Source organism: Paenibacillus nitricinens, from assembly GCF_052056485.1.
GTDB lineage: Bacteria > Bacillota > Bacilli > Paenibacillales > Paenibacillaceae > Paenibacillus_AQ > Paenibacillus_AQ nitricinens.
On sequence record NZ_CP183948.1, the window covers coordinates 6,013,174 to 6,032,336 of the forward strand.

Sequence of the window (19,163 nt, forward strand, 5' to 3'; positions counted from 1 at the left end):
AAATTTAACAAGACTATGTATTTGTCCAGTTCAAAATTGCTCCGTTCTAACAAGTCCCAGCCGTTTTCCCTCCACGATAGCTTCGGATCTGGAGTGTACACTCAGCTTCTCAAAGATTCTCGTCAAGTTATACTCCACAGTTCTTTGTGACATTAAAAGTTTGCTGGCTATGTCTTTGTTGCTTTTTCCACTGGCAACTTCTTGGAGTATCTCTTGTTCTTTTTGATTAATAGATACTTCTTCAATGAACTGATTATCCCGGTTACTGGATATCTTGATATCACTTCTGCGCAGCTGCTTTAGTAAAGCTACTGGAATGACAGCCTCATTTCTTAGTGCACAACGAATGATATTTAACAACTGTTCTCTGGAAGCTGTCTTAGAGATAAATCCTGTAACCCCTGACTCTATCAACAGGTTATAATGCGCACTGATTTCATATCCGGTATATATCACTACTTTAGATTCGGGATCACGCTGAACGGCTCTTTTGGTGAATTCGAGTCCGCTAATGGTAGGCATATTAAGATCGCATAATATCACATCAAATCCTTGCTGCTCCAGCCTATCGAAAGCTTCCATTGCTGACAAAACAAAGGTTACCTCCATATCAGCATCCTGCTCAATCATGTTTTTGGTTCCTTCTCCAACTGAAGGATGATCGTCAACCAACAAGATACGTATCATCGTCATCGCCTCCTCTATTTTTCTCCTCTACAAGTGTCATTGTCGGTAAATAAATAGTAACCTCCAACCCTTTACCCTTCTCCGAGTTAAACTTACATTCTCCTTCTAAACTCGCTACACGCTCTTTGATACCGGACAAGCCCATATGATGAAATGATTCTTTAATATCTCCGATATTCATTCCTACTCCATCATCCTTGTAACGGAAATAGAGCTGCTCTTTCTGTTCCAGTTCAATCTCAATCTGATTTGCCTTGGCGTGCTTCCCGGCATTTCTCAGAAGTTCCTGCACAATTCGATAAAGAGCTATCACCAATTCATCACTTAACTCGCCTATCGGATTTGATGTAAAGCTAATAAAATAATTGGACTGCAGCTGAGCATACTCAAATAAAATTTCCAGCGCCTTCACAATCCCAGCTTCCCTAAGAAGCGGAGGACGCAGTTCATTGCAAGTCTCCCGGATCTGATAGATAACATCCAACAGCCCCTCTTTGATCTGAAGCAGCTCCGGTAAGATTTCTTTTGAAATGTCGTGATCGGAGATCAGCGTTTCTAGCCTACGAAGCCAAATAAGTTGATCTTGAAGAGCAGAATCGTGTAAATCTGCCGCCAGCTTTCTTCGCTCATTCTCTGACAAGTTAAAAATCAGGCGCAGAACCCAGGGTGACCCATGTTGCTCTTTTTTCATTTCAGCTTCAAGGTCTTCAATCAGACCTTCAATCAGATATAAATTCTCATAGACGATGCTTGCATAGTTTGCGATGGTGTTTAACCAATTTAGCTCATCCCTATTCGTCTTGATATGATTCTTCTTATGATCGATCCATAGGAGATGAACACTCTTTTTATGGCGACCTATCACTAGTAGGATCCCTTGCTGAAGTTGAATGACCTCCCCTACTTTAAGAACAGGGTATTGTGATACAAATTGTATATAGATGTCTTGGCCAGAATCATCCACGATTGGCTCGAGACTATGCAAATTCTCATCCTCATCTATCTCAAAAAAAGCCAACCGATTAACCGGTAAAATCTCATTGATCTCCTTGTTGAGTGCAGCTTCCAAATCAGATACCTTCATAACCTTTGAGATTTGCTTAGAGAATCGTTCCAAACTCCCTTGATAATGATGAAGTTCATGGACCAGCTTAGGCCGGAAATAATGATCTATTTTCTCCTTAAAAAATAAGAAAGTCGTAATCGATAAATACACCACCAAAAACATCTGAACCCATTTGATCCAATCATATTCCGGCCTACTCTGAATGATCGCCAGTACTACCACAATGATTAGCGCCGGAATGAAAGCAATGAACAGATCATATTTGAATCGACTAAAAGCGAAATCAATATCAAATAGCTGTTTAGCAGTGAGCAGATAAAAATAGGTAACTGGCATTAAAAACAAGAAAATCGTAGTGATTTCGTAAGGAATCAAGTCGATCCCAAAAGCTATCGGCACAGCTGAAAGAAAAATAAATGGTGTAAACGCAAGGATTTGTCCGGTTAGCATAATTTTAAGCATCGATTTAAGTGCTGTGCTCCGATAATTGATGTATACATAGAGCAGCTTAAATATGCTGTATAAGATGCCTACAACAAAAAAACCAATAATAATTAGACGCATAAAGGAATATAAGGCTCTATCCCAGGAGTAAATAACTAAACTAAAGCTTGAAACCATACCAAGTAAAATGACGAATCCGTAGGATGTCTTGATAAGAAAATTAGAAAGAAATAGAACATTAAATCCTTTCAGATGTACTTGGACAAAGTGGATAAACACCAGCGGGATTAAAGGTAGTAAGCCACTCATAGTAATTCTACCGATGAGATCTGATCTGCTTGAGGCATATCCGGCGAAGTACGTCACTCCCACCAATAAAAAGAACAAAATCAGCAGTTCAGCTGCGCGTTCTCCATTTTTTCTACGGTATAAAAGAAGACTTAACACCATCAAAAAAACAAAGGTTGCTCCAGGTACTACAAGCTGTGTGAACGTATGATATACCGACAATTTATTCTTGATATCATAATGTTCTGCGATCAGGATACCCTCTTTAGAAATACGGAGGAGATCAATGGATTGAACTTGCGTGAGATTTCCGTATCTCACCGGTCCATCCACTTTTTCAATCGGTGTTCCATTAACCGCTACTAAAATATCCCCTTCCCGTAAATTCTGCTTATAGCCCTCACTGGAAACGTCGACCTCTGCGATATAATATTGTCCTTGTTCATTCTGCTCCAGGCCAACTTCAAGTAAGATATTGGAGTGAATGATTCCCACAAAATGAATGATAAGAAAGGCAAAAACGCATAGTAACCCTGATATGAAAAAATAACGGAGTTTCATTCTCATTTGAATCCCCCGGAAGAACAAAATTATACATATTTGTAATTCAGATCATGTATCCTCTACTATCTTAAATGAATTAAATAGGGAATAATATACTTTTATGCATGATATTCCTTCATTTATAAACGAACGCAAGAGTTATTGCGCTAAACTGATCGGCTGCCGTTTAATCCTGAGGTTTCGATTCAGAATCCAAACTGCTACAGCACCATATAAAATTACCGGGACCCAACCACTCTCTCCAGCTACATACTCTAGCATCGGTGATGAACTCGAAGTAATATTGCGCAACACACTATCTAGAGCATTATTAGTTCCATGTAAAAGCACTGCCGGCCATATACTGCCAGAGGTCAGACGCAGTTCATTAATAATAATTCCCGCAAATACAACGGATAAAGTGAACAGGGTCAACACAAGCCAGCGGTTCCCTGAAGAATGATAGGCACGTGGGCCAAGAATCGCGGGATAATGCCATATTGCCCAGATAAAACCCATTGTGATACTGGAACTAACTCTTCCCATCCATTGAAAGCGCGGAAGCAGCCAGCCCCTCCATCCTATTTCTTCCCCCAATGCAGATAGCGAACCCAGAACAATATAAACGACCAAATATATAGCCGTCTTGATCCATGAATCTGGAGGATTCAAGCTTGATGCCCATCCTGTCCAATAGACAGCATAACCCGCTCCCAGTGAAATTAAGGGAATAACCAAAGCCAATATGTATTCTTTTCCACCTCTAAATCTGAAACCTAACCTTCTCCAGCCCTCAGCACGATAACCATCGCGTACAATCAAGAACATCATGAGAAATACTGTGAGCAACGGGGTAAAACCGTACAGACCTTGTGCTGATTCTGGGAGTAGCAGCATCCCAAGTGCCATTGCCCACACCATAATAATAAATAGAAGAGATTGTTTCTTGTCAGAGAGCAATATTCTCACCTACCTTTTTATAATTAAACGCCTGTTTTTCCTATATAATCCAATTCTACAATAGAAGCCAGGTCATTTCACCGAAAATAACTGCCGTTAAACCCGCAAGTCTTTTGCGGTGGTGCACCTCAACACCTCCTCATCTGGCATAAAACTCAAACTACCTTCTCATACTATGGGGAGAATATGGAGGTGAATGTCATGCCAAAAAATAACGCCAGTCCCAAAGGTGAACCAGGCAAACATCAACCAAGTAAGAAAAACAATGCACAGAATAACAATAATTTTAATGAAGCGGCTCAGATGGTTAACATCGATAAAGCTGCCGATTATGTTCCCAGCTTAAACGGTGTTTCCAAAACCGACGTCTAAACCGCACTGTTAAACAAAAAACACTCCTCAGAATATTCTGAAGGAGTGTTTCATTTCAAAGATTATATGCGATACGTTAAGCCTACTACACCGTTACTGTAAGCTTTTGAGTCCACAAGATGAAGTGGGACTTGATTCGTGATCTCGTCAAAAAGACGCAATCCAGAGCCAACGACTACGGGACAGATATTAAGCCTAAGCTCATTTAACAATCCATTTTGTAATAGGGATCTGACTAATTTCGGACTACCAGGGATCTGAATGTTCTTTTCAGGCTGTTGCTTTAGCTTCATTATCTCCTCGAAGAGATTGCCCTTGATCAGGCTTGCAGGTTGCCATTCGAGCATGTCCTCCGTAATCGTACTGGGGACCAGATATTTGTCAGAATGGTTCAGGAATCTTGCCATGGGTAAAAATCGTCACCCTAATCCTGCTAGAATCTTTCTAGATGAATTTTCTGCATCTTGTTCATGATAATCTACAGGCACACTCATCACTCCTTGTACCAGAAATGAGTACTTAACACTCGATCCGCAATATAAGACATTCTTGATTATTTCAAGTTTTCTAACTCGACGGTCACTTTTTCAATCAGATTCACGAAGGAAGCCAGTTCTTGAGAGCCCTTCACCTGATCTCTGGAATACATGGAATTGTGTTCTGATTCTTTTTTTACCTTGGACAGTGTGGAGTTGATATTATTCAGCTTCTCATCAATCGTTCCTATTGAATCTTTAGAGCGGCGAGCTAACTTGCGTACTTCATTCGCGACGACTTCGAAACCTCTTCCGTACTCCCCTGCTCTTGCTGCTTCAATAGCTGCGTTTAAGCCCAAAAGATGCGTATGATCAGCCACTTCCCTAATCATTGTACCCACTTGATGAATAGACTCTACCTCTTTGTCGAGATATAACACAGTTTGATGTGTTTTCTCTTGATAATCAGCATTCTTACTAGCTAATTCCTCGATGGATTCACTGCTATCTTTCAGTTGAACCATTAAGGATACTAATTCTTGAACCGCAGAACTAACACCTGTAAGCAAGTGGTTTTGCTTTTCCAATAAATTTTCTATTTTTGCTTTTTCATCGACTTCGTAGGCTTCAAGAACCAACTGTGAATCCAGATTAAACATCTTGGTTAATGCATGTATGACGGGTTTCCAATCAGTCGGTAATATCCGTTCAAAATAAGCTGTAGCGAGATCTAAATATAATATGTAAGTACCCAAATACCAATTCGTTGTCAGACCAATACGCGAGTGAATTTTACCTATAAGCAGGCGTCTTTCAATAAAGGCTTCATCAATCACACCCGAGGCCATGGATAAAAAATACCACTGCTGCGTTTCCTTCAATCGATCAAGTGTACTGTGCTGTTCAATGATATGGAGTAGCTCAGGCTCCTCTATCATCTGCTTATACAATTCATCTACAAGGGAGCTTACGATTTGCTTGAATTCTTTTTCCTTCCCTTTCAATACATTTAAATCAGCCTCAGTAATCCCAATATAGCTAATTTGCTGTTGTCGCTCTAAACTAAGATTGATCATAATTTGGTCAACTTCCCTCTCATTTTGTTTATATAATGATCATCGCATCTTCCATGCCATCCCCTATGGCATCTATTTATCTTGATAATAAAGGTATTATTTTTATAAATTTTAACACTTTATTTACTTAAATAGTTTATTAATTTTACAAACTTTGCATTTCGTAGCATTATTCTTAGATCACACAAAAAAGAGGAGCTCCTGTAAAGGAAGCCCCTCTTAACATTATAACCTTACCCCACAGCAACAACTTGTTGCAGTAATTCTATCGTCATCCGGTCAATGAATTTCCTGAATTTCTCTTTGCCTTTAGCGTTGGCCTTATAGTAGTTAATCAATGATAAAATTACTGGAATGATTTGATCTTCACTTAGCCCTGACCTAAGGGATTGTGCAATCGAAGTTTTAAGCCCTTTCGGTTCTCCTCCAACAAAAATCTCATAGGTATTACGCATTTTGACAACGCTAATGTCTTTCAGCAAAGGCTCACTAGTACCGAGTGCACAGCCCGCATAACCAATCTTCAGTGGCATAGGTGTTTCAATCCCTGCTATGGACTGATTTAATTTCTGTGCAACTGCCAGACCTGCTTCCTCAGCCCCTCTGCAGAAATTACAGGCAATCAGGCTTTTCGTGACAAAACCAGCTGAATATACTTCCAAGCCTAGAAGCTCAAGTTGTTCTACGATCTCTTTACGCTGTTCCAGAGGAACCTCCAAATAAAGCTGTTTAAAAGATGTCATTTCAATTTTTGCATTCGTCCCTAGAATAGCTCCTATTGTAGCAAGCTGCGCTGGCGTAAACAGGCTTCCCCCCACTTGAATTGGAGGCGCAATTGCAATTTTCGTGACCTCACCCAAGATCTCCGTCTCCATTCCTCTAACCATTTAGTTACGGATCTTCACACGTTGCAGACGTAGTGCATTAAGAACAACGGAAACCGAACTGAGAGCCATTGCCGCACCCGCTACCCATGGAGCCAAGAAACCAAGTGCTGCAATTGGGATGCCAAGTGAGTTGTAGCCAAGTGCCCAGAATAGATTTTGTTTAATATTAGTCATCGTTTTACGGCTCATGTAGATGGCATCAGGAATACTGGATAGATCGCCTCGCATTAAAGTAACATCCGCTGCTTCCATAGCCACATCCGTACCGGTACCGATAGCCATCCCAATATCTGCAGTTGCAAGGGCTGGAGCATCATTAATGCCATCGCCAACCATAGCTACTATCTTTCCTTGCGCTTGTAATTTTTTCACTTCCTCCGCTTTTCCTTCTGGAAGCACCTCAGCGCGTACATGATCAATGCCAACTTGAGCTGCGATGGCCTTTGCCGTACGTTCATTATCTCCGGTAATCATGATGACCTGGATGCCCATTCCTTTCAAGCGACTGACAGCAGCCTGAGAGGTTTCTTTGATGGTGTCCGCAACAGCTACCATACCCACGTACCCTTTATTTATAGCCACAAGCATTGCTGTTTTACCGGATTCTTCTAAAGTAGACATGATGTTATAAGCATGACTTGCCTCTACGCCGTATTTGTCCATGAGACGCCGAGTACCAATTAACAGCTCCTTGCCTTCCACGACAGCCTTAATCCCATACCCCGGTATCGCTTCAAAAGAGTCTGTCGCTGGCATTTCAATATTTCTTTCCCAGATGCCTGCGACAATAGCTTCTGCCAGTGGATGTTCTGAATTCTTCTCAGCTGCACCCACCAGTCTAAGAAATTCTGTCTCATTACCTTCGACCAAAATATCGGTAAGCTCGGGTTTCCCCTTTGTTACTGTACCTGTTTTATCTAAGATGATCGTGTCAATTTTATGTGTTTGCTCTAAATGCTCTCCGCCTTTGAACAGGATTCCCAGTTCAGCTGCACGTCCGGAACCAGCCATAATGGAGGTTGGTGTAGCCAGACCCAAGGCACAAGGGCAAGCGATAACTAGAATGGCGATTGCTTTTTCCAGAGCTCCTGCAAAATCACCCGGTGTTACGATGAAGTACCACACCAGGAATGCAATAACGGCAATCCCAACAACAATAGGAACAAAAATACCGGAGATAACATCTGCGACCCGTTGAATAGGAGCTTTCGAACCTTGCGCTTCTTCTACCACTTTAATAATCTGCGCAAGAGCGGTTTCTTTCCCTACTTTTGTGGCCTTAATTCGAAGCATACCGTTTTTATTAATCGTCGCTCCAATGACGGAATCTCCGGCTTTCTTTTCCACAGGAAGGCTTTCCCCTGTCAGCATGGATTCATCTACCGACGAGATCCCTTCCAGCACTTCACCATCTACAGGTACTTTATTCCCTGGACGAACAAGTACTATATCACCAGTAATAACTTCCTCTACAGGGATGCTTAATTCTTCACCGTCACGGACAACTAAAGCTGTCTTGGCTTGCAGTCCCATCAAGGATTTAATAGCTTCAGATGTCCGTCCTTTTGCCAAGGATTCGAACAATTTTCCCATTAGAACCAGGGTAATCAATACTGCACTCGTCTCATAATACATTTCTGGTCCATGATGCGCGCTCCCACCATTTGCAGCCCAAACTATGGTTAGGTACAAACTGTAAAAAAACGCTGCCGAGGTCCCAAGGGAAACTAGAACGTCCATGTTCGCACTGCCGTTACGTATTGCTTTATAAGCACCGATGTAAAATTGTTTACCAATATAAAATTGAACTGGTGTTGCCAAAATCAATTGGAACCATGGATTCATAAAAAGGTCAGGCAGCCAAATCCACGAAGTAAACGAAAAGTGGCTCACCATAGCCCACAGTAATGGAAAGGATAGAATCGCGGAGATTAGAAGCTTGCGTTTTTGCTTGGTTAAATCTTGTTGTCGCTGTTTGGCTGGATCACCTTGCTCTTGTTTGAGAACAGCCTTGTATCCAAGCTTATCCACCCGCTGCTGCATATCAGATACAGAAACTTCAACGGGATTATATTCGACATGTGCTGTTTCCATCGCAAAGTTCACGTTGGCTATGCTTACACCTGGTAGCTTATTCAGAGTCTTTTCAATTTTCAATGCACAAGCAGCGCATGTCATACCTACAAGCTGTAAATCTACAGCTTCTTTAGCCGTGCTATACCCGAGCTTCTGAATACTTGCTTCCATTTTACTTACGTCCACTATACTCGGATCATAAGTCACTGTAGCCCTTTCCATTGCAAAGTTTACGTTGGCTTCTGTTACACCTTCTAACTTGTTCAAGCCTTTTTCTATGCGGTTTGCACAAGCAGCACAAGTCATCCCTGTGATTTGTAATGAAGTTTGTGATTGTCCCGCCGCAGCAGTAGTCATTATATAAACACCTCTTCCACTTTTGTGATGATTTCTATTGTTTGTATCTTCCTCTTCTAGACATTAGTATACCCCCCTACCCTATATTATGTCAAGCGACAAGCTATACACCAAACACTTAAAAAGGAGTCCTCTCAGTAACAGAAATCCTGTTTCTGAGAAAACTCCTTCATGAATCCTCTCTGAAGAGAGTCCTACTGAGTTAAGCGGCCATTTCACGGCAAATTTTCGCACAGGCAAAACATGCTTCTGCACATTGCTGGCAATGATCATGGTCATGTTTTTGGCATTCGTTGCCACAAGCTTCACAAGCCTCTGCACAAGCTAAACATAAGGCCTTGGCATATTTACTATTCATTGAAAGGGCATGCGCAGTGAATCCGCATATATCTGCACATTCACGATCCAGGCGAATGCACTCCTTCATCATTGCTACATGATCTTCCTCCAGGCAAGATGAGTAACAGTGATTACAAGCTACCATACATTTTAAACACTCTTCAATACACGCTTTATAGTTTTGATGTGACATCATAAAAGCTCCTCTCAGGATGTAATTTAGTATAGTCCCCTACTCTATATATACCCAATCGTGAGCTAACTTATCATGCTCAAAGAAATTATCCGGAACTAAACACTAGACAAGTAACTGTTTCTCAATTTCTTGACGATTGAACACAAATCCGAAAAATACCTGATTGTTAATGAAAATGGTAGGAACCAGCCTTTTTCCAGTTCGATTAAATAACGTATCTGCATGGTCAGGATGATCTGCAATATTAAATTCAGAAAATGGAATATGATGCTCACTTAAGAACTTTTTAAAATTTCTGCAATCCTCACAAGTCGGTGTTGTAAATACCTCTACGTTCATATGGGTCGTCCTCCTTCAGTATATCTCCTAACAACACTAGTATACCCCCCTACACTATATATGAATCTAAATAAAAAAAGGATTCCAACGAATCCTTTCTATTATCAATTTATTTAATTAATTTATTGATAGTAATTAATAACTCATCTAACACTTCATTTTCACCATCTTGAATTCGTTCCACGACACAGCTCTTCATATGATGTTCTAACAAAAGTTTCCCTACGCCGTTCAAAGCAGATTGGACTGAAGAGATTTGATGCAGCACATCATCACAATAGGTGTCCTTCTCAATTAATCCCTTTAGCCCTCTCACTTGTCCTTCAATTCTATTGAGTCGGCTAACCAGGTTCTTTTTAGTCTTCTCAGAGTGATGACTTTTCCGTTCACCCGTGCTACATGATTCGTGCTCGTGCGTATGATCTTCCATGCACCAATCACTCCTTTCCATATGGTTTTATTATACTATACCCTCCCTAATCTATTCAAAATATAAAATATAATTAGACTTTCATCATTTCATGGGATATCACCGATGTCTCAATTTGAATAGTAGTATGCTGGATTTTGAAGCTTTCCGCTATTAACTGAATGGCTTGCTGCAAAATACGTTGATCATCTTCCTGATCTTTGATTAAGAGATGACAGCTTAGTAAATCAAGGCCTGAGGTAATTGTCCAAATATGAAGATCGTGAACATTTATAACGCCCTCGATATTTTCTAAAACTGCCTTCACCTCAGCTGGATTGACTGTAATCGGTGTACCTTCCATAAGAACATGAACGGTATGTTTGATGATTCCCCAAGCGCCTCTAAGAATTAATAGAGCAACTACTACGCTTATAATTGGGTCGGCAATATACCAGCCAAAAATCATCATAACTAAACCCGCAACAATAGCCCCTACCGAGCCCAAAGCATCGCCAAGCACATGTAGATAAGCGCTGCGAAGGTTAATGTTATTCTTTACATCCCCTTTTCTCATAAGAGACCAAGCACTAGCAACATTGGCTAGTAGACCTATACACGCGATCAGCATCATAGAACCACTTGCAACCGTAGGCGGCTCAAAGAATCGACCATAAGCTTCCACGATAATAAAACCAGCAACTACAAATAAGGTCACCCCGTTCAATAGTGCCGCTAGAATTTCAAACCGATGGAATCCATACGTTTTATTGGGAGATGCAGGTTTAGTTGCAAACCAGACCGCCACTAGGCTTAATGCTAAAGAGCTTGCATCGTTTAGCATATGCCCACTGTCCGATAGCAGCGCTAAGCTGTTAGTGACCAGTCCGCCAAAAAACTCCAAAAACATAATTCCTACCGTAATTATTAATGCAATCATTAGTCCTTTTTTGTTTCCGCTAGGATCAAAATGATGATGACCGTGAGGTCCGTGGGAATGATCGTGTCCTGCATGGGAATGATTGTGATCGCTGTGATCGTGATCGGAGTGTTGCACGTCTACATGTTCAATCTGAGGGTTGTGATTATTCTTGTTCTTATTCATGATTTACCTCCTATTTACCTTCAGCAAGATAGTATTTGTATGCGCGCACAGCGGTATTCAAAAGCTCCAGATCATAATAACATATGAATAAGTGCTCATATGTTATTATGATCTGGATTTTTCTTCTTGTCAATAACAAAGCAGAAGAGGGACATCCTCAGCCAGAAGTCTCTGTCTAAGCTAATAATACAAAGAGGATCCTCCGCAGCTCTACCTGCATGAAGGATCCTCTGAAACCATAACCGTGAATTAAATCAAATCTGATTGTTGTAGTAATCTTTGAATGATAGCCGCAACTTCCGCTCTCGTAATAAAGGCTTTTGGCGCGAGTACATTTCCGCTTCTACCTATGATAATTCCTGCTTGCAGAGTATCTGCAATGCCACTCTTAGCCCATCCCGATGCTTCAATCGCATCCGTGTAAGAATGCAGCAGCTCACTCGCTTCTATGGAAGGAAGCTTAGCTTTCAAATCGGTAATAATCATAGCTTTAGCAATCATACTCATCGCCTGTTCGCGAGTAATTTTGTCTGTTGGACGGAAAGCTCCATCTTCAAAACCATCGATTAGTTTATAGGAGTAAGCTGTCTGTACCGCATCATTATACCAATCTGAGATCTTTACATCTGTAAAGGTTGTAGTGCCTCTCTCTAACTTCAATCCCAATCCACGAACGATAATAGCTGCAAATTCTGCACGTGTAATTTCCTGACTAGGGTTGAACAACTCGTTGCCGATACCATTAATAACCTTACGTGATGCCATTTCATTAACAATATCCTTAGCCCAATGGGTGGTGACATCCTTGAAGCTCTGCGGATCTTGAACTATGAAATACGTACTGTTCGTTAAACTGTGTATTTTCGCATAACCTTTACCATCAATAACAACGATCTGCGTCGGTACATGACGGAACGTGCCTCCCGCTTCAAACACTAGTCCAGTTGTGATCTTCTTCAGGTCTACGCCATCCGCAAGAGGAATCGTTCTTTCTACATAAGTATTAAACTGAGTGACTTCAATAGTTTTCCCAGCGTAAGTAACCTTCACTGTGAAATCTAATGGCTGAGCTACCAGCGTTAGCCCTTCCTTTTCTGACAACATTTCTATCCTTTTCAGTACATCCGCAGTAGGAACAGAAATTGAAATTTGCACTTTCATATCTTTTAGAGCAATGCCTGTGCCAAACTGTTCTGAAATAGCACTGATATCAATCTGTGCTGCTGACAACGTATAAGTTCCTTTTGGAGTACGAATGATTAACTGTGCCTGTTTTTGCTCCATATTCTTGATAATTTGACCATTTAGCTCTCCAATGATCACATCTGAGGTAGCAGTTACAGGAATAGTTATAATTGCATTCTGACCTTCCTTGTCGATACGTTGCTCTATTTTCGCCTGATCCACAACAATCGTTGTAATCGTCTGTCCATTTTGCTCAGACACCGTTGCTGTTCCGGCATTTTCAACCTTACCGTTCACCAATACCTCAACGATATTACTTGATGGTGTTGGTGTTGCAGTTACAGTTGGAGCCGTTGTTGATGTTGGTGTTTGTGGTGTAGGTGTAGGTGTAGGTGTAGGTGTAATCTCAACCTCCGTTGATGACTTCGGTGTCACGGAGTTCGAAACTTCAGAGGCTACACTACTACCAGCGCTATTAATCGCTTTAATTGAAAACGAATAAGTTGTTCCATTCGCTAGACCTGTTACCGTTATTGGACTTGTTGCCCCAACCGTTACGATATTACCCGGAGAAGCAGTAACCTCATAATTCGTAATTGGGGTTCCCCCGTTCGAATCAGGAACTGCAAATGTTACAGTTGCCTCGCCATCTCCGGCTACTGCTATTAAGTCCGTAGGTGCAGATGGTGATGTTCTTGGTTTCGTGCTAACTTCGTTAGAAGCTGCACTCTCCCCTCCCGGATTGGATGCCTTAACTACGAAATAATAGGATTCGCCATTGATTAGCCCTGTCACATCATAGTTATATACCGATTCGCTCACCGTAGCTACTTTCGTCTCGTAGATTCCAGAAGAAATCCCCTGGTAGATAGTGTATCCTATTGCACCCTTCACCGGATCCCATGTTAAGCCGATGAGGCCATTACTTGCCACAGGTGAATGAAGGATTGGCGCACCTGGTGCTGGAACCTGAGGCGTTCTAGTTACTTCATTGGAAGCTGGACTGATACCGTCAGGATTAACAGCCTTAACAATAAAATAATAAGCAGTTCCATTAATTAACCCTACAGCATCATAACTGTTCTCAGAGCCACTTATAGTAGCTACCTCAGCTCCATAAACACCTGAAGCTGTAGACTGATATACAGCGTAACTATCGGTACCATATACGGGACTCCAAGTAATACGAATATGTCCGTTCCCTGCCGTCACAGTCTCAATACTTGGCGCAGCAAGTTCAGGCCAGGTAAGGTCAATAACTGCACTAGTAATCTCTGCAAGACCTGTCGCATCAAACGCCAGCTGTGCTCCGGTAATTCCAGCTGCATTCGTAGCTCCCAGATCGGTAAACGTGACGATACCCGCTACTGCGGTCTGCGTCATATTCCCCGTCAGTGTCCAGCTTCCTGCATCCTTCTTCGACGCAGTCACAACCGTACTGCTATCGCTCGTATTCACGTTACCGAACTGATCCAGCAGCGTAATGACTGGCTGCTGAGCGAAGCTGCCGCCATTCGTCTGCGGCGCACTCACCCCTGTAGTCAGCTTCATCGTCGCTGTGCTGCCTGCAACTGAAATTATGTTCAGCGCTGTTGCCGCTGGCGATGCTACGCCTGCTTGGCTGAACACCACAGCTTGCGCTCCGGCTTTGTTCAGCTTCAGGTTCACCTGAGCTACACCTTCAACGAAACTTACGTTGATTTTGCTAGGTGATGCCGCCAAAGCGGTCCCCCCAAAACTTCCGTACGTTCCGTCTGGTGCAGCACCATAACCCGCTACCGTCACTTCTTTGGTTCCGGTGAATGTTGTATCTGTATCGCCCAGCGAGTTCTTCACTGTCAAAGTGATCGCATTATCCACACCTACAACAGGGGTTAAAGTCGCCGCTGTTGCGGTGAGGCTTTGTGCTCCCTGTGGCTGTGGAAGATTCACTGCAACGCTGGTGATCTGTGCAAGATTAGTAGCATCAAACGCCAGCTGTGCTCCGGTAATTCCAGCTGCATTCGTAGCTCCCAGATCGGTAAACGTGACGATACCCGCTACTGCGGTCTGCGTCATATTCCCCGTCAGCGTCCAGCTTCCTGCATCCTTCTTCGAAACACTAACAACTGTACTATTATCGTTCGTATTCACGTTACCGAACTGATCCAGCAGCGTAATGACTGGCTGCTGAGCGAAGCTGCCGCCATTCGTCTGCGGCGCACTTACCCCTGTGGTCAGCTTCAGCGTCGCTGTGCTGCCTGCAACTGAAATCATGTTCAGCGCTGTTGCCGCTGGCGATGCTACGCCTGCTTGGCTGAACAACACAGCTTGCGCTCCGGCTTTGTTCAGCTTCAGGTTCACCTGAGCTACACCTTCAACGAAACTTACGTTGATTTTGCTCGGTGATGCCGTCAAAGCGGTCCCCCCAAAACTTCCGTACGTTCCGTCCGGTGCAGCACCATAACCCGCTACCGTCACTTCTTTGGTTCCGGTGAACGTTGTATCTGTATCGCCCAGCGAATTCTTCACTGTCAAAGTGATCGCATTATCCACACCTACAACAGGGGTTAAAGTCGCCGCTGTTGCGGTGAGGCTGTATGCTCCCTGTGGCTGTGGAAGATTCACTGCAACGCTGGTGATCTGTGCAAGATTAGTAGCATCAAACGCCAGCTGTGCTCCGGTAATTCCAGCTGCATTCGTAGCTCCCAGATCGGTAAACGTGACGATACCCGCTACTGCGGTCTGCGTCATATTCCCCGTCAGCGTCCAGCTTCCTGCATCCTTCTTCGAAACACTAACAACTGTACTGTTATCGCTCGTATTCACGTTACCGAACTGATCCAGCAGCGTAATGACTGGCTGCTTAGCGAAGCTGCCGCCATTCGTCTGCGGCGCACTTACCCCTGTGGTCAGCTTCATCGTCGCTGTGCTGCCTGCAACTGAAATTATGTTCAGCGCTGTTGCCGCTGGCGATGCTACGCCTGCTTGGCTGAACACCACAGCTTGCGCTCCGGCTTTGTTCAGCTTCAGGTTCACCTGAGCTACACCTTCAACGAAACTTACGTTGATTTTGCTCGGTGATGCCGCCAAAGCGGTCCCCCCAAAACTTCCGTACGTTCCGTCTGGTGCAGCACCATAACCCGCTACCGTCACTTCTTTGGTTCCGGTGAATGTTGTATCTGTATCGCCCAGCGAATTCTTCACTGTCAAAGTGATCGCATTATCCACACCTACAACAGGGGTTAAAGTCGCCGCTGTTGCGGTGAGGCTGTATGCTAGAGTAGGTCCTAGGTTTAAGGTCATTTTGGTAAAATGATCTCCCACGACCTTAAAATTATTACCATCATAAATGATGCCATTAAGATTAGAGGTAAGATCTGATGTTTCCTGAGTCCACGTGGATCCATCTGCCGAAGTGAATAACTCACCTTTTAATCCAACAGCCAGAAAACTCCCATTACCAAAGCTGATATTATTTAATGCATCAGCTGATATTGTAACCTTCGTAAAAGTTACCAAATCTTCTGTGGTTAGAATTACCGCCTGCTGACTAAGTGTATCTTCTCCAACCAGAATATAAGCTCTACCATCATAGGCAATTCCCTTTAAAGAGGTATTTGGAAAACCAATCTCTAAGGGCGTACCCCACTGTACACCATCTGATGATTTTGCTATAACAACATTATCGGGCTCATAGGTACTAGGATTGTAATTCATCCCGAGAGCTACAAATTGATTATTCAAGTAGGTTACTGTATTAAACGCATAATCCCCGTTCTTAAATCGCTCTGTCCATGCGTTTCCATTTACTGAAGAGTAAATTCCACCATAATCAGAAACAGCAACGTATTGATTTGCGCCAAAAGCGACGCCGCTTAAATTGTCCTGCACACCGCTATCTGTCACCGTCCAAGTGTCACCGTTAGTCGAGGTAACCACTTTGGCATTAAGATTGTAGTTTTCTTTATTTGTAACCGCAATAAACTTCCCTGCTCCATACGTGACCGCATTCATTCCCGGCAGCTTTGAGGAAGTGACATCATTCCATACTGCGGAGCTATTAGATTTGTAGATAGAACCATATTCCCCGGATGAGACGGCAATATAATTACCATCACCATCCTTAGCAATACTTTTCAGATTGCCGCTGACATTACTCCACGCCGATAGGTCAGAAGAAACCAGCAATCCGCTGCCCCCTGAGGCAACATATTTGCCATTTCCGTAAACCATATTGTTCACCATCATTGTTGTATGGGTATCCGAAGATGTCCACTGGGTGCTGTCCAACGGAGCCGCAGCAGATTTATAAATTACCCCTTGTCCATATAACAAATAGCTCCCATTTAAAGAAGCCCCCCCATAAAATTGCTTATTATCCCATGAAGCATCAACGGTCCAGTTAGCGCCGTCTGTAGAGGTAAATACTTTTTTAGCAAAAGGAGTCACGATATAACTAAAAAAACGATCCTTTAAATACATTACATTCGTAACAAAAGGCCAATTCGAATTATAGTGGTCGATCACTAGATTGGTTAAGGTAACCGTTGTCCAGTTGATCAGATCTGTTGAGGTGTAATAGACTGCATTGTTAGCAGAGACTACGTATTTGTTCTGTCCGTAAGCAATATCCGTTAACATTTGCATACCGAATATTGTATTGGTAGAAGTAATTCTTGTATCTGTCCAGACAACGCCATCCGAGGATTGCAGAAGAGTTACATCATAAGAAGGTGGATTGGTACCATTTTTATATACTGACTGCCATACAAAGAATTTTCCATTAACCGCTTTCAGTCTTTCCGGAGTGATCGATAACGTAGTTTTGGTCCAGCTTTCACCATCGGCTGACTTATATACTGCCTTTTCACTGCCATCGATAGCTAAGAACAGCCCATTAGCGAACACGATTGAGTTAAGCTTGGGACTTCCCACCTTTTTAGAGATAGACCAATCCACACCATTCGTTGAAGTAGATATTCCTCCTTGGCCCACCGCAACAAAAATACCATTGCCAAATGCAACACTGTTCAAATCTCCAGCTGATGTGGAACTTTGATCAATGATATTGCTATTGCTGGGTGCTGCATCCGTTACTCCAGGCATAAATAGAGAACTTACGATAGAAAATACTAAACTTATTGCTAATAAAAGATTGCCACTCCGCTTAAACACAAGTTTCCCCCTTTGGCATTACACCATAATATAAATCAACAGTTCCACCATATGGAAATTGAATGTCTTTTCTAAGCTTTTTAGCCATTTGGTTTGTTTTTTATATCGGTATAATCCGAGAGAATTATTATGAATTTAACATTAAATTTTGATTAAAAATGAAGAATCTTTTTATCGCGCACATGTGGTTTCCATGACTTTACAAATGAGAAAAAAACCTATTAAATATCAGGTCTTCATCCTGTATTCAATAGGTTTTTTATGAGAATGCACATAGCTTCTTATATTTTATTGTTAAAGAGAAATCGCTGCTTCTAATGCAACTTCCATCATGCTGTTGAAAGAATTTTGTCTTTCTTCAGCCGTGGTTACCGCATGAGTCACTAATGAATCTGAAATAGTAAGAATACATGCCGCTTGTTTACCTAATACTTTCGCATTATGGAACAATGCATAGCTCTCCATTTCTACACATACACAGCCATGTTCATTGTAAAATTCATTGTGGCCGGGCACGTTGTCTTCATGGTAGAATACATCGCTTGAATGAATTCTCGCCGTTAAAATTGGCTTGTTAATACGTTTAGCTGCTTCTTCAATGACTTCGTTCAATTCTTTACTTGGCAGCTGCACGTCTCCTTCTACACCACTTTGCACATAGGCGTATGTAGATTCACTCCAGGCACTATCTGCCAGTACCACATCAAATAAATTCAATTTATCTGTGTAGGCACCTGCACTACCGATACGAATGATGTTTTCCACACCATAATTTTTGTATAGTTCATAAGAATAAATACCGATACTTGGCATTCCCATTCCCGAACCCATTACTGACACTTCTTTACCTTTGTAAGTGCCTGTATATCCAAACATATTCCGTACCGTATTAAATTGGGTTGGATTTTCCAAATAGGTTTCTGCGATATACTTCGCTCTTAACGGATCTCCTGGCATTAATACTGTTTTGGCGATTTCACCATTTTGTGCTGCATTGTGCGGTGTCGACATAATTTATTCCTCCTAAGTTTGTTACTCAACTACTATCTTACTATACCATCCATGAATTTAAATATACGTTTAAAATATTCTTTTGTTATAATTTATTCGCAATTCATTTAGTTTCTGGAACATTATTTTGATTTCCTCCATCTTCTCTATCGAATTATCATTTGGTTCGTAATCCCCTTGATTTTATTTG

14 protein-coding genes are annotated in these 19,163 nt (G+C 42.2%); 1 reads left to right on the forward strand and 13 read right to left on the reverse strand.

All coding sequences use genetic code 11. The annotated features are described in order from the left end of the window. Positions 1 to 30: 30 nt before the first annotated feature. From ACN6KS_RS26755 to ACN6KS_RS26765, 3 genes are all read right to left on the reverse strand, one after another. Entirely contained in the window at positions 31 to 687 is a 657-nt protein-coding gene (locus ACN6KS_RS26755) for a response regulator transcription factor (RefSeq protein ID WP_440960830.1), read from the reverse strand. After that, positions 665 to 3,052, reverse strand: a complete 2,388-nt coding sequence (locus ACN6KS_RS26760; protein ID WP_440960831.1) for an ATP-binding protein — start codon at positions 3,050 to 3,052, stop codon at positions 665 to 667. Before ACN6KS_RS26760 ends, ACN6KS_RS26755 begins: the two co-directional genes overlap by 23 nt. A 135-nt stretch (positions 3,053 to 3,187) precedes the next feature. Beyond that, entirely contained in the window at positions 3,188 to 3,997 is an 810-nt protein-coding gene (locus ACN6KS_RS26765; protein WP_143812152.1) for a CPBP family intramembrane glutamic endopeptidase, read from the reverse strand. Positions 3,998 to 4,189: 192 nt separating this feature from the next. On the opposite strand from ACN6KS_RS26765, the gene ACN6KS_RS26770 reads away from it, so the two are divergent. Next, complete coding sequence (locus tag ACN6KS_RS26770) at positions 4,190 to 4,360, forward strand: hypothetical protein (protein WP_156113190.1); 171 nt, start codon at positions 4,190 to 4,192, stop codon at positions 4,358 to 4,360. A gap of 62 nt (positions 4,361 to 4,422) precedes the next feature. On the opposite strand, the gene ACN6KS_RS26775 is transcribed toward ACN6KS_RS26770, so the two are convergent. The 10 genes from ACN6KS_RS26775 to deoD form a co-directional block, all read right to left on the reverse strand. Next, positions 4,423 to 4,767, reverse strand: a complete 345-nt coding sequence (locus ACN6KS_RS26775) for a dihydrofolate reductase family protein (protein WP_094871072.1) — start codon at positions 4,765 to 4,767, stop codon at positions 4,423 to 4,425. Positions 4,768 to 4,913: 146 nt separating this feature from the next. Next, on the reverse strand, positions 4,914 to 5,912 hold the full coding sequence (locus ACN6KS_RS26780; protein WP_280787954.1) for a globin-coupled sensor protein: 999 nt from the start codon (positions 5,910 to 5,912) through the stop codon (positions 4,914 to 4,916). 233 nt (positions 5,913 to 6,145) lie between these two features. Further along, a complete protein-coding gene (locus ACN6KS_RS26785; protein WP_440960832.1) occupies positions 6,146 to 6,772 on the reverse strand; it encodes a nitrite reductase in 627 nt (208 codons plus the stop codon). Between the two features lie 27 nt (positions 6,773 to 6,799). Continuing rightward, positions 6,800 to 9,232 carry a heavy metal translocating P-type ATPase gene (locus ACN6KS_RS26790; protein WP_440960833.1) on the reverse strand — a complete coding sequence of 811 codons (2,433 nt, stop codon included), beginning with the start codon at positions 9,230 to 9,232 and terminating at the stop codon, positions 6,800 to 6,802. Positions 9,233 to 9,434: 202 nt separating this feature from the next. Continuing rightward, complete coding sequence (locus ACN6KS_RS26795; RefSeq protein WP_094871080.1) at positions 9,435 to 9,764, reverse strand: four-helix bundle copper-binding protein; 330 nt, start codon at positions 9,762 to 9,764, stop codon at positions 9,435 to 9,437. A 105-nt stretch (positions 9,765 to 9,869) separates the two neighbouring features. Then, positions 9,870 to 10,106, reverse strand: coding sequence for a glutaredoxin family protein (locus ACN6KS_RS26800; RefSeq protein WP_094871082.1), 237 nt, complete (start codon positions 10,104 to 10,106; stop codon positions 9,870 to 9,872). A 109-nt stretch (positions 10,107 to 10,215) separates the two neighbouring features. Further along, on the reverse strand, positions 10,216 to 10,536 hold the full coding sequence (locus ACN6KS_RS26805) for a metal-sensitive transcriptional regulator (RefSeq protein WP_042131123.1): 321 nt from the start codon (positions 10,534 to 10,536) through the stop codon (positions 10,216 to 10,218). Between the two features lie 73 nt (positions 10,537 to 10,609). Beyond that, entirely contained in the window at positions 10,610 to 11,620 is a 1,011-nt protein-coding gene (locus ACN6KS_RS26810; protein WP_440960834.1) for a cation diffusion facilitator family transporter, read from the reverse strand. 249 nt (positions 11,621 to 11,869) lie between these two features. Next, positions 11,870 to 17,962, reverse strand: a complete 6,093-nt coding sequence (locus ACN6KS_RS26815) for an S-layer homology domain-containing protein (RefSeq protein ID WP_440960835.1) — start codon at positions 17,960 to 17,962, stop codon at positions 11,870 to 11,872. A 294-nt stretch (positions 17,963 to 18,256) separates the two neighbouring features. Continuing rightward, positions 18,257 to 18,973, reverse strand: coding sequence for a purine-nucleoside phosphorylase (deoD, locus tag ACN6KS_RS26820; protein ID WP_094874689.1), 717 nt, complete (start codon positions 18,971 to 18,973; stop codon positions 18,257 to 18,259). Positions 18,974 to 19,163 lie beyond the last annotated feature (190 nt).